Origin of the sequence: Cupriavidus sp. D39, from assembly GCF_026627925.1 — a bacterium.
GTDB classification, from domain to species: Bacteria; Pseudomonadota; Gammaproteobacteria; order Burkholderiales; family Burkholderiaceae; genus Cupriavidus; species Cupriavidus ulmosensis.
Genome location: NZ_JAPNLE010000007.1, coordinates 602,763 through 618,125, shown reverse-complemented (window position 1 = coordinate 618,125; position 15,363 = coordinate 602,763). Strand labels below are relative to the sequence as shown.

General features: G+C 59.6%; 14 protein-coding genes and 2 pseudogenes. 15 read left to right on the top strand and 1 reads right to left on the bottom strand.

Going from position 1 to position 15,363, the window contains the following annotated elements:
* Position 1: 1 nt before the first annotated feature.
* The 11 genes and pseudogenes from OMK73_RS10070 to OMK73_RS10020 all read left to right on the top strand — a co-directional run bounded on the left by OMK73_RS10070 (position 2) and on the right by OMK73_RS10020 (position 10,406).
* The gene (locus OMK73_RS10070; protein WP_267601890.1) at positions 2–1,147 is read left to right on the top strand and encodes a hypothetical protein; all 1,146 of its coding nucleotides are present in this window, start codon (positions 2–4) and stop codon (positions 1,145–1,147) included.
* 160 nt (positions 1,148–1,307) lie between these two features.
* Complete coding sequence (locus tag OMK73_RS10065; protein WP_267601889.1) at positions 1,308–1,475, top strand: hypothetical protein; 168 nt, start codon at positions 1,308–1,310, stop codon at positions 1,473–1,475.
* Between the two features lie 710 nt (positions 1,476–2,185).
* The gene (locus OMK73_RS10060) at positions 2,186–2,689 is read left to right on the top strand and encodes a hypothetical protein (RefSeq protein WP_267601887.1); all 504 of its coding nucleotides are present in this window, start codon (positions 2,186–2,188) and stop codon (positions 2,687–2,689) included.
* A 187-nt stretch (positions 2,690–2,876) separates the two neighbouring features.
* Positions 2,877–3,365, top strand: coding sequence for a DUF4158 domain-containing protein (locus OMK73_RS10055; protein WP_420715495.1), 489 nt, complete (start codon positions 2,877–2,879; stop codon positions 3,363–3,365).
* Positions 3,329–3,673, top strand: a pseudogene (locus OMK73_RS10050) (Tn3 family transposase); the annotation flags it as partial. The gene OMK73_RS10055 and the pseudogene OMK73_RS10050, both read left to right, overlap by 37 nt.
* Positions 3,674–3,919: 246 nt before the next feature.
* Positions 3,920–4,363, top strand: a complete 444-nt coding sequence (locus OMK73_RS10045) for a hypothetical protein (protein ID WP_267601885.1) — start codon at positions 3,920–3,922, stop codon at positions 4,361–4,363.
* Positions 4,364–4,620: 257 nt separating this feature from the next.
* Complete coding sequence (locus OMK73_RS10040; RefSeq protein WP_267601884.1) at positions 4,621–4,896, top strand: H-NS family nucleoid-associated regulatory protein; 276 nt, start codon at positions 4,621–4,623, stop codon at positions 4,894–4,896.
* A gap of 368 nt (positions 4,897–5,264) precedes the next feature.
* A complete protein-coding gene (locus OMK73_RS10035; RefSeq protein WP_267601881.1) occupies positions 5,265–6,017 on the top strand; it encodes a hypothetical protein in 753 nt (250 codons plus the stop codon).
* Between the two features lie 2 nt (positions 6,018–6,019).
* Positions 6,020–6,235, top strand: coding sequence for a hypothetical protein (locus tag OMK73_RS10030; protein ID WP_267601880.1), 216 nt, complete (start codon positions 6,020–6,022; stop codon positions 6,233–6,235).
* Positions 6,222–8,945, top strand: a complete 2,724-nt coding sequence (locus tag OMK73_RS10025; RefSeq protein ID WP_267601879.1) for a hypothetical protein — start codon at positions 6,222–6,224, stop codon at positions 8,943–8,945. The genes OMK73_RS10030 and OMK73_RS10025 overlap by 14 nt, the downstream gene beginning before the upstream one ends.
* Before the next feature lie 411 nt (positions 8,946–9,356).
* A complete protein-coding gene (locus OMK73_RS10020) occupies positions 9,357–10,406 on the top strand; it encodes a competence protein CoiA family protein (RefSeq protein WP_267601878.1) in 1,050 nt (349 codons plus the stop codon).
* Between the two features lie 150 nt (positions 10,407–10,556).
* Here OMK73_RS10020 and OMK73_RS10015 read toward each other — a convergent pair whose 3' ends face one another.
* Positions 10,557–10,994: a hypothetical protein gene (locus OMK73_RS10015; protein WP_267601877.1), complete on the bottom strand. Its 438-nt coding sequence runs from the start codon at positions 10,992–10,994 to the stop codon at positions 10,557–10,559.
* Here OMK73_RS10015 and OMK73_RS10010 point away from each other — a divergent pair.
* From OMK73_RS10010 to OMK73_RS09995, 4 genes and pseudogenes are all read left to right on the top strand, one after another.
* The gene (locus OMK73_RS10010; RefSeq protein WP_267601872.1) at positions 10,987–11,139 is read left to right on the top strand and encodes a hypothetical protein; all 153 of its coding nucleotides are present in this window, start codon (positions 10,987–10,989) and stop codon (positions 11,137–11,139) included. The genes OMK73_RS10015 and OMK73_RS10010 overlap by 8 nt on opposite strands.
* A 187-nt stretch (positions 11,140–11,326) precedes the next feature.
* Positions 11,327–14,265 (top strand): annotated as a pseudogene (locus OMK73_RS10005) (Tn3 family transposase).
* 301 nt (positions 14,266–14,566) lie between these two features.
* Positions 14,567–15,046: a hypothetical protein gene (locus OMK73_RS10000; protein WP_267601870.1), complete on the top strand. Its 480-nt coding sequence runs from the start codon at positions 14,567–14,569 to the stop codon at positions 15,044–15,046.
* Positions 15,047–15,080: 34 nt separating this feature from the next.
* Complete coding sequence (locus OMK73_RS09995; RefSeq protein WP_267601868.1) at positions 15,081–15,317, top strand: hypothetical protein; 237 nt, start codon at positions 15,081–15,083, stop codon at positions 15,315–15,317.
* Positions 15,318–15,363: the final 46 nt, after the last annotated feature.

Sequence of the window (15,363 nt, the reverse complement as noted above, 5' to 3'; positions counted from 1 at the left end):
GGTGAGTATCACAACTCAAGCCGCCGGGTTGCGGTCGGCACTTCGGGAATCGCTACCCTCTGTGGACCAAGCCGGCGCTGATCCCGACCGGGATCCGTTTTTTACGTACCTGCCGCCGAGTCACGCCCGTGCTCTGGATCCCGATGCTTGCATCGTTGAGGGTATCCGAGGGGCGGGGAAGAGCTTCTGGTGGGCGCACCTATCGTCCACCCCGCACCAGCACTTTATTAGTGGTGCATTTCCAGAAGCTCGTCTAAAAATCGGCGTTAAGGCACTGCAGGCTTTCGGTGCGCAGCAAAAGTCGGACGATGCGCCCAGCAAAGACGTTCTCGCGAAGCTCATCCAAAAATATCCTGCCAGGGCGATCTGGCGTGCAGTCTGTGCCCATAAGGCGGGTTTTGATACGCCATTTCCCAAGACGAATCGATGGGATGCACGGGTTGAATGGGTGCAGGACAACCCAGAAGACTTTGATGAGCTTCTTCAGAAAGTAGATCAAGAGCAAGAGAGGAAAGGGCAGACCGTCGTAATCCTGTTTGATGCCCTTGATAGGCTTGCCGAGGATTGGGCGAGTATTCGGCCACTTGCAAAGGGTCTATTTCAAGTGACTCAGGATCTGCGGGCCACGAAGCGCATCCGGTTTAAGCTATTCGTTCGTCCTGATATGCTGCAGGATCCGGCAATTACAGCGTTTCCTGATGCATCTAAATTGCTTGCACGTCGCGCAAAGCTTGATTGGAGAAGGGCGGATCTCTATGCCTTGTTTTTTCAATGCTTAGCAAATGCAATTAACAATGGTGTAATCTTTCGTGATATAACCGGACCGAACTTGCGCGTGAATTGGCAGCGAAAGGATGGTGGTTGGCTACTGCCATCCGTCCTCCGGGCCGACGAGCGATTGCAGGAGCAAGCTTTCATTCTGTTGGCCGGGAAGGCAATGGCATCTGGCCCCAGCGGCTATAAGAGAGGAAAGCCGGAGTACGTGGCTTGTGAATCATTTGCAGGATGGCTTGGACCAAGTAAGTCCTCGGAGCTTTTTTGCGGCTGTTCGGCAGGCCGCCGATCAGACTCCTTCAGATTATCCGCTTGCCTTAGGTTTTCGGGCCATTCAGGAGGGCGTCCAAGCTGCATCAAGAATTCGGGTTGATGAGATTACTAGCGAAGATTATCCGTGGGTGGATCTCGTTATGAGGCCGTTGCGCGGAAGGCTGACAGTCCCTTGTGCCGCTAAGGATATCGGGGACATTTGGAGGGCAGAGGGCACGCTCTCCGACTTGGATGGGAACTTACAACGTACCGGCCGTGCTGTGAAGCTGTCACCTCAAAATATCGAAGATGGTCTCGAGGGAGTTTTAAAAAATCTGGTTGAGCTCGGAATCGTCAATCGATTAAAAGATGGCCGTGTTCAGATGCCGGATGTTTATCGTATTGCATTCGGACTTGGTCGACATGGCGGAGTGAAACCATTAAAATAAGTGTGAAGACCTCATTACGAATTTCACATTTTATGGTGGTCTGTTGCGGATAATAACCAATATAGAGACATCCTGGTAACCGGCGAGGAGAAAGGGCCGGCGTCAGCGGAACCCATCCGTAATGGACTTGACGGGGCGAAATCACGGATTTTTGTGCCTTCGTTGCGGAGCAAAAGACCGATCGTGTGGACCCGGAACGCCGCCCCACGAATCACGTGCAATTTGACGATCTTACATTGCGGCTTGGCTTGATCCACTCGGTCAAGGGCAAGAGCGTGGACGGAATTCTCGTCGTAGAGAGTGAGGTGCGGAAAGGAAACCGGGCGAACGAACAGTGCATCGACTTAAGCACGGTTCTTCCGCGTGCCTTCGGTGTTTCTGACGAGCCTTTCGCTGGGTCGGGCTTACCGCGGCTACAAACGTCTTTGTGGGCGTGACTAGGCCCAGCGAATTGCTAGGGCTGGCGCTGCGCAAATCTGAAGCAGCGATGCTCATTGAGCCTGCTCGGGATCAAGGTTGGAAGATCATTGACCTAGTCGATCAAGCGGGACAATTGGCTGAGCCAAAGGCGATCGCCGGAGCTTGAGCGTCCAGGGGCGACCATCAGACAGACTCTTCCTTCGCGAATTACATTTGCAAGGGAAGCCTGAGTGATCAGCGTGCTGTTGCGCTTCGCGTCCATAGACCACTAAAAGGTAGTAGGAGAAGAAGTGCTACAAATTGCCACTGGGAAGCTCTTCACTGCCGCAGTTGGGGCGAGAGAGTATTCGATCTTGCCAGCCAATGAGGCTCCTGGTCACGGGCGGCACAACAACAACAACAACGGGAGGGTCACAATGCAACGAGTTTTGGCTGCCGCTGCGGTAGCGCTTGGATCAATCCTCACGTGCAACAGCGCGCTGGCGGACGCTCTCTGGAAGAATTACAAGGACTGGTCGAGAGGCGGGGCGCCTGAAGTGCCGCAGATACTGGACAACTACATTGCTGGCGCCAGTTCAGCGTTTTTGTCGGCAAATGCCGCACTGGCACATAGCGGACAGCCACAGCTTTACTGTCAACCAAGGGACCTCCCACTGAATGTCGGCAACATAAAGGCGATGCTGGATAGTGCTGTCACGAAAAATCCATCGCAATTCAGCGACGACATGCCGCTCTCCATGACTGTGCTGTTTCTCTTGAAGGATACGTTCCCCTGCCAGCCAGGACGCCAATGAAGCTCCTGGCCACGGCCGGGCGGAAATGCGCCGACCAGGGGTAGCTTTGATTTCGGTGCAATATGCGACGGTTCGCAAGCCCAGCAGCGACGCGGGGGCTCATGCCTAAGTTATTGATTTTTTGAGGTTTGCTGTTCGCTTCTGCTTGGCGTATCTTGTTTGGCCCTAGGCACGGGAGGCGCACGAGATGCAAGGCTGGCAGAGCACCTTTTTGGGCGCGCGCGAGGTGCCGCGTGAACTCAGCAGTTTCGAATTGCAGACGTTCTTCACATACAGCCACGCCGAGCACGAATTGATCGGGCGACGGCGCGGCCCAACGATGAAGCTGGGCCTGGCGCTGCACATTGGCTTTTTGCGCATGAGCGGCTGCCTATTGGATGCGTTCAGTATCCTGCCACCAGTCCTGCTTCGCCACCTCGGCACGGAACTCGGCATCAATACGCCGGATCTAGCGTCCTTGCGGGCGCTCTACGCGCGTGGGCGAACGCTCTCCGACCATCAACTGCTGGCCTGCCAGACGCTCGGGTTTCGTTGGATAACGGTACATCAACGTCGAGCCCTTGTGCGGGCGCTGCGTGATGAAGTGCTGCATTGCGCCGATCGGGACCGACTGCTGTCATATGCGCACCAGTGGCTGTACGCGTGCTTAATCGCGGCGAGGCGGTCAACACGCTAAAGCGGGCGATCTATACAGGCCGAGTCGCCCCCACGCAGGCTAGGCGCGCCGACGAGATGCAGGCCGTCGCCGACGCGCTAAGCTTGCTGGCTAACATCGTGATGGCGTGGAATACTGGTCAGATGCAGACAGTGCTCGATCGGCAAGTGAAACGACGGCAGCCCGTGGCACCCGAGTCGTTCGGGCGAATCGCCCCAACACGGCTAGAGGGCATCAATCTCCGGGGCGTCTTCCGCTTCCCAGTTGAGCGCTACGTCGGACAACTACTGCCGTCACAAACTGCACCCAAAACAAGCGCTGCGGGCTGAAATCGAACTCGCAATGACGCCGTTTGCGGTTGATCGATGGCCAAACAGAAATCCTCTATTAATCAATAGCTTACGAGGACACGTCCGCGCTGATGCTGGGCTTGCGAACCGTCGCAAATTGCACCGAAATCAAAGCTACCCCTGCAGGGGGAACTGGAGGCCGAGCGCCAGGCCCACGCCGCCGCGCAAGCGCGTCACGACGAGAGCAAGCGCCAGGTCGAGGCGCTGGAGCGGCAACTGGGCGAGATGCATACGCAGTTCTCGGCGGACCTGGAGCACACCCGCGAGCAGGTGGCCGTCGCGCAGGAGCGAGCCAGCGCCACCGAGCGCCGCGCGCTGCGCGAGATCGACCAGGAGCGCACGCTGCGCCAGAAGGGCGAGCAGGCGGTCGCGGACCTGCGCACCGAACTGGCGGCCGTGCAGGCGAAGGCGCAAGACGCCGCTGTGGCCGGTGCCGAGGAGCGGGCGCGGTTGCAGGCCGAGCGCGATACGCTCAGTCGGCAACTGGCGGCGGCCGAGCAGGCGCTCGGGCGAGGGCAGGTGGTACAAGACGGGCTGCGGGCCGAACTGGCAGCGGCGCTGCGGCGGGCCGAGCGCGCGCAAGCGGAAGCCAAGGCGACACGCCACCTGGCGACCGCCAAGCGCCGGGCGCCGACGACACGCACCAAGTTCAAGCCGGGGCCGGCCTGAAGGGCGTGGGCGGCAGTAGGATTTGTCCACCGCGCCACGGGATAAGCCTGTGGACAAACCGCGCGAGGACAGATGCCCGGCGGGCTCCTCGAGTCTGATTAATTTTGAAGCGGCGGGGTGACCACGTGATTCCCAATCCCCAAGGGAGCAGGTTGCGTTACACCAGCGATCCGCCGGAACAATGTGGAGGCCTAACGGTCTTTGAGACGACAACGCAGGATCCTGCTCCGCAGCTTCCTCAAATCTGTGCACCTGGAATGAAGTCGATCGAAATCGAGCGCGCCGAAGCGATTACCTGGATCCGCATCCAGATGGCCCAGCACGGCCTGACCGTGGCCGACCTGCAGGCCGCTGGCTGCTTTGCCGAGTCGCCTCCGCCCCCAACGCCTGGCGCGGTGCGCTACCGCAACGCGCACGGGCAGGGCTGGGACGGCCGCGGCGCCATGCCCGATTGGCTGCAGCGGGCGGTCAATGCCGGGCAGACCGTGGAACATTTCGGGGTGCCCATTCCGGGCGTCACGGGCGAATCATGAAGTGGGGCGGAACCGTTAGCCGGAGGCGTGGCGGGTTTTTGACGAATCCAGGGCGACATTCACGCACTTCATCATCCTTGGACAGCGTCGTATCCGTTCACGGACGGCGGAGGCTGGGAAAGCTTCTGACGAGCTCATACGGCGCGGCTAGCGGAAGTCAGTGAAAGTGACCTGCCGATTGCCGGCCGGTATGATTAAGACTTTGCTACGCCCGGGCGTTTAACGCGCGACCTGGATCAGGACCTCAAGAAAACCCTCTGTGCTGCAGCCGATAAGCTGGGGTTTTCGACGGGCGGTACTGCGTTAGACATTGCAGAACGCTGGCGCTCGCAAGTTAAGTCTTCAATAACATGTGTATGAGGGGCGAGATGCGTTGGGTCACGGCGACAAACCTGCAACAGTGGGCGGACACGCTCCAAGCTCGAACGAGTTTCCCGGCGCTGGTCGCCGACCTAATCAGGGCAACCGCAGCGAACATCACAGACATTCGCTTTCCAAGCGGTGATAAGGGGCAGGTTCGAGGGTTCGACGGTGTTCTGGAAGCGACGGGGATTTCACCATACGTACCCGATGGGAGGTCAATCTGGGAGTTCGGCGTCACCGAAGGCGCAGCCGGAAAGGCCAGTAGTGACTACGAGAAGCGAACAAAGCAGGTTGACGAGGCTGCGCGCAGTGAAACGACCTTCGTTTTCGTTTCTCCACGGACATGGGACAACCCCAAGGAGAAGTTGCCAGACTGGGTACAGGCGAAGTGCGAGCAGGGGGACTGGAAGGACGTTAAGTACGTCGATGGGGCGATGTTGGAGGACTGGCTGGGCGCATGTCCCGCAGTTGCAGCCCGCTGGGCGAGATATGAGCTGAGGCTGATGCCTTCAGCTGGGGCGCGGAGCATTGATGAATTCTGGGAAGAGTTCTCAAACAGATTTTCTCCTGCTCTTGTCGAGGAAGTTCTGCTTGCCGGTCGAGAGCCGCAAGCCGAAGAGCTTTTGCGCGGACTAAATGAAGGCACCGGTAGGCTTGCTTTTGCGGCCGATTCTCCAGATGAGGTTCTGGCTTTTGCTGTTGCCGCGATTCGTCGGGCAGAACCGTCGGTACGTTTTTTCTCGAAGCGCGGACCTTAATCGTGGACACCGAGGAAGCCGCACGTGCGCTTGCCGGCAAGGCCGGGCTTGCCTTTCTGCCCCGCGGGCAGGCACGGGGGCTCGCGGGCTTGCTTTCCCAGTATGGTCCCACCATCGTCAGTGCAGGCGCGGACGAAAAGCGGTCGAATCATGTCCTGCTCAAGCGACCGCACGAGCTCAGCTCTCGGCAAGGCGTTCGTCGCCATGGGATTCACTGAGCAGCAGGGATACGACATTGCGAGACACTGCGGGCGGAGTCTGGCCGTACTGGCACGCCAAAGACCAAGCGGTACCGCCGAAAGGCCAGAATGGATAGACAGTGCGGAGTCGCTGTTGCCTGCGTTGTTGGCGGGCGCCTGGGTCTCTTCGGGCAACACGGACCAGGCGATACTCTGCACGCTTGCCAGGTGCGCCGAATATGAGGTGGTCGAGGCTCCACTACGGAAGCTCGCGAAGCTAAAAGATCCGCCGGTGGATCACGTGGGTGACGTTTGGACCATGCGCTCATCGGTAGATGCGTTCGTACACCTCGGTCATCTCATCGGGCCAGAACACCTGCGTCAGTTCTCATCTGCGGTGAAGGAGGTTTTCTCTCATATCCCGCCGGCACCGAGGGCTGACGAGGTTTACCGGCCGCCGTCAGAGAGGCTGGACACCCACAGCGCATGGCTTCGTGAAGGGATGATGACCATGCTTCTACACATGGCGGTTCTGCATGAGCAGGCTGATTTCACGGCGCAGGGCACGACGCCTCAAGAATTCGTGAATAGCCTCGTTCGAGGTCTGCCGGGTCTGTCAAGCGACCATCGACTTCTTGCGAGTCTGCAAGAAAACCTCGCCCTGCTCGCGGAGGCCGCCCCCATCCCTTTTCTTGAAGCCCTCGAGCGTCTACTTGAGGGCGACGCCGCGGCAATCAAACCAATCTTCGAAGAACATAAGGGCTTTCTCACTCCCCGGACTTACCACGTCGGACTGCTGTGGGCACTGGAGACACTGGCTTGGGACCCGGCACTTCTGCTTCGCTCTAGCATGTGCCTGGCGCATCTGGCAACAATTGACCCGGGAGGCTCGCTTTCCAATCGGCCTATTAACAGTTTGCGTGCCATCTTTCTGTCATGGTCGCCCAATACCAGTGCCCGAGCCAAACAGAGAACGGCGGTTCTCTCCCATGTCGTAAAGGCTGTGCCTGCCATTGCTTGGCCGTTGCTCACAAAGCTGTTGCCTCAGTCGCACGACACGTCAAGCCCGACGGCAACGCCGAAATTTCGTGAGTTCGGTGACACTGAAGAGGAGGAGGTTCTGACTTATGGAGTGGTCTGGGAGAGCCAGGCCGCAGTCGTTCACCTCGCTCTGGAGCACGCGCGACAAGAACCGGACCGATGGGAAACGCTCATTGGTGCAATGAGCGAGTTCCCGCCGGAACCGCTCGACAGCATGCTTGGTGCGCTGGACGCCGTGCTCGCTGAAGTTACGGGGGAAATCCGGTTCCAGATATGGGACGTATTGCGAAAGGAGGCGAATCGGCACCGCTTCTTTGCCAATACTGACTGGGCACTTCAACCTGACGTTCTGTCCCGAGTTGATGCACTTGTGGAGAAGTTTAAGCCGGACGACACATTGCTTCAGAGCGCATGGCTCTTTGATGATTGGATGCCAGCGGTTTCCGGTGTGACTGACGCAGCGGAAGACCCGATGACGCCAGTTGACGCGGCACGCTCCGATGCAGTTCAGGCGATTGTCGCAAGCAGCGGCGTGCAAGGACTGGCTGACTTGGCAAAGCGCGCAAAGCTGCCTCAGATCGTAGCGGCGGCAGCGCGCTCGCTGCAGTTACCGAGGGAACAGCTGCTGGCGCTGTTGCGGTTGGCGGTGGAAAGCGGTAGTGGTCTCGATGTTGTGAGCGCGACAGTTATAGCCGAAGGATTGACGCGGTTCGGCGATAGCTTTGCAACGGATGTCAAAGATACGGTCGCCGCACTCGGGGTAGAGCCATCCCGCACAGCGCGCCTCTTGACTGCGCTGGACGAGAACATGCGAAGCTGGGATATCGTCAGTTCGTTTGGGCGAGAAGTCAACGAAGCATACTGGGCCCAGAAACACACGTACTCGATAGCGGGTGATACCCAGGAACTCCTGTTTGCGATCGAAAGCTACGCGTCGCGTGGTCGCCCGATGGCTGCTATTGAGACTGCCGTTCGTCGCCTGAAAGAGGTCGCATCGGATACGCTCTTGCGCCTGCTCGATTCCGCGGTACCAGAAATCAACGCATCTCAAGGGCGCGGGGGCACCATGACCGCCTACTACCTTGAGCAGGTCTTTGGGGAACTGGTGAAAAGAAATGATGTCGCCCCCGAGGCGCTTGCCAAACGGGAGTTCGCCTACCTACCGTGCTTCAGTCGACGAAAAAATTCCCTCACATTGCATCGACTGATGGTGGAGCGGCCGGGCTTGTTCATGGAGGCGATCTGCGCAGTATTCAAGCCGGCAAACGCGGAAGCAAGGGAGGTCTCCGAAGGCGAGCGGCGTGTGGCGATAGCTGCATACGAGCTGCTCGAAGGACTTCGATTACTCCCAGGTCAAGCCGGCGACGTTGTTGATGGAAAGGCTCTCCTGCACTGGTGCTCCGAGGTGCGGAAGTTAGCTGGGGGCATGGACCGGGTGGACGTCACAGACGGGCGGATTGGACACTTGTTGGCACATGCGCCGGCAAGTTCCATCGACGGTGCGTGGCCACATGAGGCCGTGCGTTCTGCCATCGAGAGCATCGCATCAGGTAAATTGGAGAACGGGCTTGTCATTGAGCGCTTTAACATGAGAGGGGTATGCAGCAAGGCGATCGGTGAGGGCGGAGACCAGGAACGGGCATTGGCGAAGCAGGCTCGAGGTTGGGCTGACGCAATGCCGGACTTCCCCGCACGTCGGCCATGCTGATGCGCATTGCGGATGGCTGGATGCGTGACGCGGAGTTTGCCGACCTTAGCGCCGCGAAGCAGTCTCTGCGAGACTAGCTCTCGACAAGAGCTGATGCCAGGGCCTTTTAAGCGGATTCAGCCAACAAAGGCCATAGAGGCTTGGGTGCCTGCAGAGTTCAAAGTGCCAAAAGGTATCGAGCGTATCACCACGAAGCGATTGTCCTTGAGAGCCATACGCCTGGGTTGGGACGATTTCGTATGCGCGCCATCTTGCTGCGCCAGCCGTGTCCCCACGTCTGAGGGAGCGCGGCGTGCGACGCAGCGGCGTATATTTCCTGGCAAGTCCACTTCCTGACGATCCAAAGTGCCGCTGCGCTGCCTAGAAGGCGATTCGAGCGTCCATGCATTCAAGCTGACAGAAGCCGAGTGGGTGGATCTCAAGTATCGCAATGCCAAAGCGAAGCATCTGCGAATGGCATGCTGCGACCGCGGGGTTATTCTGAAGACTTCCAAGCTAGGGACCAGATTTTTCGCCCATGCGAAGCGGGGAGACTGCGCAACGGCGCCAGAGAGCGAACACCATCTGGCACTTAAAGCCATGGCCGCGCGGGTGATCGAGTCCTGCGGTTGGCATGTCGAAACGGAAGTTCGGGGAACTACGCCGGGGGGCATCCCGTGGATTGCGGATTTGCTGGCCACTCGCGGCCGGGCGAAGGTCGCCGTGGAAGTTCAGTGGTCGTCGCAAACGAACGAAGAGACGCTCTCCCGGCAGACACGTTATGCGGCGTCGGGAGTTCGAGGGCTATGGATGCTGCGGCAAGCCGGGTTCCCGACCACAAAGGACTTGCCCGCCGGATGCGTCGTACATGATGACACCATCGACGGTGACGACGCTTATCAGATCCTGATTCCGAACCAGTCGCTGTACTACACTGCCCACGACAAGCGCAATCCAAGGCTCTGGCACCAGGCGATGTCGGTCCGGGAGTTCATCCGTGCTGCCTTCTCCGGTCGGCTTAGGCACGGGCGAGAAACGCACGGGGGCAAAGGGAAGATGTTCGTCTGCGCGGACTGGGATCCGTGTAAGCGTTGCGGGTACTGGAACAGGCCGGTAGGGACAATAGGATTAAAGTTTGCTGGCTCTGAGTATTTCGGCGAGTTGGGGGTGAAGGACTTCGCCTACCATATGGAAGTCCTGCAGGAGTGGGGCGTTTCGGGACAGGACGGCATCTACATCGTTGACGGCCAGAACCTCTGTAAGAAGTGCGGGAAGGTGTATGAGGCGCCGGCGCGTGTGTACGTGGGCTTTCGGACAACCCGTGGCGGAAAGCGCCTCGTCGAAGCGGGCATTACTATTTCACCGGGCGCCGCGGCGGTGTTCAACAGCGTGTACGGGATGCACTGGCATGTCGCGCCGGATCCTGCTGCGTCCGGTCATGATAGAGCATCGCTTGATGCAAGTCAGCAGTGCATCCCGTGACAGCACTCTGGAGGACTAGCAAGTGAGCAGCGAGATGCGGCCTAACGAAGAAGGTCTCTCGCACCGCTGCGAAGCGCTGGGACTGAGCTATCGACAAGCAATGCGACTTGCCACGGCGGAAGCGCAGCTCGTCGTCGCCTCGGTCTCGCCTCAATGTCCCCGACCTCCATCTCGAACGTCGAAAGCCACCGCAAAGGTTGCGGATGGCGGCAGACCGGTCGCATACAGCAGCGGCAGCACCACCTGCAGGCGCTGGTTGGCGGACGTAGCCGGCAGGCGCGCGAGGTAGCCCGTGACGAAGGCCCACTGGTCCTCGGTCAGGCTGCGGCCCACGTCCAGCAGCTCCGGCTTGGCGCTCTTCGGCACGTGGATGCCCAGCCATGGATTGCCGGCCAGGTAGTTCTTGTCGTTGAGGTAACGGTACAGGTTGGCCAGCACGCCGACGGCATAGGACTGGGCGCGTGGATTGAGCGGCCCCTCAAACGGGCGCCACAGTGGGCTCCAGCGCTCGCGCGAGCGTGGCGCGCACCAGTTTGCCAACGGCGCCGCCAGGAAGTCGCGATAGGCCAGGCAATCGTCGGTGTCCATCGAGGACAGCGGCTTGCGCGGCGCCAGCAGCCCACAGCAGGAAGCGTTCGGCCTCCTTGCGGTAGGCGCGCTGGGTGTTCGACAGGTAGTGCAGCCCAGTCCAATGGACCCGGCACTGACACCAGATGGCTTGCCGGGTGTGTAAGGGACTTGCACCCGCAAGTGGGTGTGCCCTGCTGGGGGTGATCGTCCTTTTCCTGCAGATTGATACGGTTATTAGCAGCCGAGCCCCTTGTTGGCGCGGGTTGCAGCCCATCCGCCTGACCTTATTGCAGCCATCCGAGCACTTGTCGTACAGTTTTGTCCCGAACGACACATAACGAGAAGTGTAGATGTCGGCATTTTCGTATCGCTACGTTGGCAGGGAAGAGTTGCCCGTCCGCTTGACCGAATTTGACCTGCGGCAGTTTTTTCAGCTCACCAGTGCTGACATCGCGGCAATACGGGAGCGGTTTCGGGCCGACAGATACGCCGCGGTCGGCCTACAGCTCGTTTGCCTCCGGGCCTTCGGTCGGCCGTTGGACCGGTTTGCTGCTGTTCCGCGTAATCTCCTTCGGTACCTGTGCGAAGCTTTCTCAGCGCCGCTGCTGTCGATTGCCAGCCTGAAGACGCTGTATCAGCGACGCCCGACGTTGTACGAGCATCAGCAATGGGTCAAGGAGCACCTTGGCATCAAGCCGTTCGATGTCACCAGCCAGGCCGCTTTGCTGGAAATGCTCCGCGTGCAAGCCGCCGCAGCGGCACACGTGGATGAACTTATCACCACCACCCAGCGATGGCTCTACGATCGCTGCCGCCTCATTCCCGGCCAACGCCAGATCACCGACATGGCACGGCATGCATTTTCCGCCTACGAGGCGCAAATGCTCGCAGCGGTCAACCGCGCAGTGCCGGCGGCCACGCTGCAGCACTGCATGGAATCCGTCCGCAGTCCACGGGCTGACGGCTCTGCAACGCACCTCGAGTGGATCAAGGCGCCTTCCAGGCGCAACGGCCTCAAGAACCTCGCTGAAACGCTGGACAAGATCCGCTACCTGAAGTCCCTCGCTGTGCACGAGTGGAACCTGGATGACATCGCGTTGCCCAAACTGCGTGCCTATGCGCAGAAGGTGCAAGCAAGGCGCCCGGCCAAGACCAAAACACTGAAGGAGAGCACCCAGGCGCTTGAACTGGTGTGCTTTCTACGGATGAGTTTGCTGGAACTCACCGATATCGCGATGCACCAGACCAGTCGACGCAGCCAGGATTTGTTCCGACGCGCGGCCAGCACGGCGCAGTCGACGCACACCCGTTCTGCCATGGAAGACAGGCAGCAGGCGCTCAAGGCCAAGGCCGTTCTGCAAGACAAGAGCAAGTCCACCAATCAGCGAGTGGATGAAGCCCTGAAGCACCTGGCCATCGTCACCGACGCGGCGCAATCGAGCTTTGCGTCACACGTGCGCGCGGCGCTGACCGGTGATCCATCAGCGGGTTCACGCTCTGCTGTCGGGCCTGGAAGGCCTGGAGTTCGGCGGCAGGGAGAACGATCCCGGCTTTGCGAACCTCAAGGCGTGGCGCGACCTGCAGACGAGGAAGTTCAATGCTCTGCCAGGAGACTTTTCGGAGACCGGCGTTGGCACGGCGTGGCATGACCTCGTCCATGACCCTGACCCAAAGCGCGGCTATCAAGCCTTCGCTGCCTGCACGATGATGTCGCTACGAAATAGCCTGCGTCGGGGCGGCGTATGGATTGACCACTCGATGCGCTTTCGTGATGGCGACCAAATGCTCATCCCTGCCAAGGAGTGGGAGCGCGACCGTGCCAAGTATCTCGGGCTGTTGGGCCTGCCAGTCGCGGCTGATAGCTTCATCGAACAGCTACTGGATACGCTTCGTGCTGGCGTGGCTGCGGTGGCCGAGGCCTCCGCTCAAGGCAAGATCGAAATTGGAGACGATGGCATGCTTCACGTGCCGGCGATTGTGCCGCTGGAGCAGGACGATGAGCCGCGCCGCACACGCGACTTGATCTACAAGACAATCGGCGATGTACAGTTCCCGGACCTATTGCTGGAGGTCGACGCCTCGACCAATTTCAGCGAGGTGCTACTCGGGCACCGGGCGAAGTCCGTGGCCGAACTGCTGTCGACCTACGCGGCCTTGCTCGCCCATGGCACCGAGATCGATGCCAAGGGCATTGCTGCGATGATTCCCGGCATCGACACCGCTCAGGTGTCACTTGCCATGCGCGGGCTGGAGACTCATGGCCGTTTGCGCAGGGCCAACGAGGTAGTGGCTGAGTTTCAAGGAAAGATCCCAATAGCCACGCACTGGGGCACAGGAAAGAAGGCATCGGCCGACATGATGTCACTGGATGTTTCACGGCATCTGTGGATCGCTCGCGTTGATCCGCGCCGACGCACCTACGCGACCGGCATCTACACCCACGTGCTCGACAAGTGGGGCATCGTCTATGACCAACCGATCGTCTTGAACGAGCGTCAGGCAGGGGTTGCCATCGAAGGCGTAGAGCAGCACAACCGCAGCGAGGACCATATTCGCCTGTCGTTACTGGCAGTGGACACCCACGGCTACACGAACACCGCGATGGCCCTGGCCAAGGGCCTGAGTTTCGATCTATGCCCTCGGCTGCGCGATCTGGCAGAGCGCAAGCTGTACTTGCCTGCAGAGTTCAAAGTGCCGGAAAGCATCGAGCGTGTCACCACGAAGCGCTTGTCCTTGAGAGCCATACGCTTGGGTTGGGACGATTTCCTACGGGTGCTGGCATCGATCCGCATCGGCCGCATTAGCGCAGAACTCGCTATGCAACGGTTGGGCAGCGCCGCCCGGACCAACAAGGCGCACAAAGCTGCCGAGCATCTCGGCCGGCTGTTACGTAGCATCTTCCTGTGTGACTACGTGACCATTGAAGACTTCCGCCGTGAAATCCATACATTGCTCAGCCGGGGGAGTCGGTGCACCAGCTGCAGCGCGCGATCCATGCTGGCCGGGTACCACACGAACGCGGCCGGCGAGGCGATGAGATGACGGCGATCTCGGGGGCACACGCGCTTCTGACCAACATCGTACTGGCGTGGAACACGCACCGCATGAACGATGTCGTCGAGCGACTTCGCAAGGGGGCACAAACATCGAGGACGCTTGGCTGCGCCGCATGGGGCCGGGGCATTCCGGACACATCAACTTCCGGGGGATCCTCAGCTTCGGAGTCGAGCGCTACATTGACGCGCTGATCCAAGGCCGTGGCGCAACAATCCGACAGGCTATGGCATGACCGCAACATCAAACGCCGCAGAGCAAAATCTGCCACAGATTGGCACACCGAAGTGGCTCGAGGCCGAAATACGGCAGTACCTTCGCAGCGGCAGCTACGACAGCAGCTTCGCAGGCTGGCCAGGCATACTTTGTCGACGTTGCACAAAAAGCGAGACAGCGCCTGCTGACCGCGTACCAATCGGCAAAGAAAGGACGGTGCAGTGCGAAGCGAAGGATCGCTAAGTCATTGTTCTAGAACGTCTTTTTAAGCCTGACCGTATCAATCTGCTGCAAAAGGACGATTACCCCTATACCGGCGAGTGATCGAAGTCTCCCGACATCAAGACAATCTGGGGCGTCTAGTTCAAGGCTGCAACCACAACACCATGCCACAAATTATCGAACACATCGACGCCATCGCCCGCTGCAAGCAGCGCGATGTGTTGTACCTGACCTTCTTCGAGGATGGAGACGGACGCCCCGTGGAGCTGGACTGGCAGGAGAACGAAACGCGGCAGATGGTGATTGCCTGGCTGACCGCGAACGGCCACGCATGGACGCCGTGCGGAGAGATCGCCAACGAACGGCGAATCCAGGGCTACCGTGGCTCCATCTATATCGATACGCCTTTCGATCAGGCGGATCCGGCATACCAGGCGCTCATAGGGTTCCTGGAGCATCCGGATGGCAGTCTGCGTTTGCCGCAGATGCGATTCTGGGCGCTGTCGCTTCGGCTTGCTATGAAGAATGCGCACCATGATGACCCGGGCTTCTGGGAACGGTGGGCGGAAGATTTCTGACTACCGGCAACGCCTTACGGATTGGAAGACGACGATGAGCGGCAATGGATGGTCCGACACCTTGGTACAGCAAACGCGCTCGACGCTTCAGACGCTGCCGCTCACGCCAGACGGCTATGTCGCGCTGAAGCACATCGATGGGGCGTTCGGCAGAATTTCCCTGAGCGATCTTGTGGTCGGCCGGTTTACGGTGGAGGACAGGGCCGACGGAGAGAGGCGCGAATATGCGTCCATTGACGCGCTGATTGCCGCCGGTTGGGTGATTGACTAGGGTGAACCGGCATGGCTCGGCCACCGCGCCGCCTTCATGGAAGAAA

Bases quoted from the DNA above. Each gene is read 5' to 3' on its own strand.
- OMK73_RS10055 (WP_420715495.1), top strand. From the start codon at position 2,877: ATGCAAGGCTGGCAGAGCACCTTTTTGGGCGCGCGCGAGGTGCCGCGT.
- OMK73_RS10045 (WP_267601885.1), top strand. From the start codon at position 3,920: ATGCATACGCAGTTCTCGGCGGACCTGGAGCACACCCGCGAGCAGGTG.
- OMK73_RS10040 (WP_267601884.1), top strand. From the start codon at position 4,621: ATGAAGTCGATCGAAATCGAGCGCGCCGAAGCGATTACCTGGATCCGC.
- OMK73_RS10035 (WP_267601881.1), top strand. From the start codon at position 5,265: ATGCGTTGGGTCACGGCGACAAACCTGCAACAGTGGGCGGACACGCTC.
- OMK73_RS10025 (WP_267601879.1), top strand. From the start codon at position 6,222: ATGGGATTCACTGAGCAGCAGGGATACGACATTGCGAGACACTGCGGG.
- OMK73_RS10015 (WP_267601877.1), bottom strand. From the start codon at position 10,994: ATGGACACCGACGATTGCCTGGCCTATCGCGACTTCCTGGCGGCGCCG.
- OMK73_RS09995 (WP_267601868.1), top strand. From the start codon at position 15,081: ATGAGCGGCAATGGATGGTCCGACACCTTGGTACAGCAAACGCGCTCG.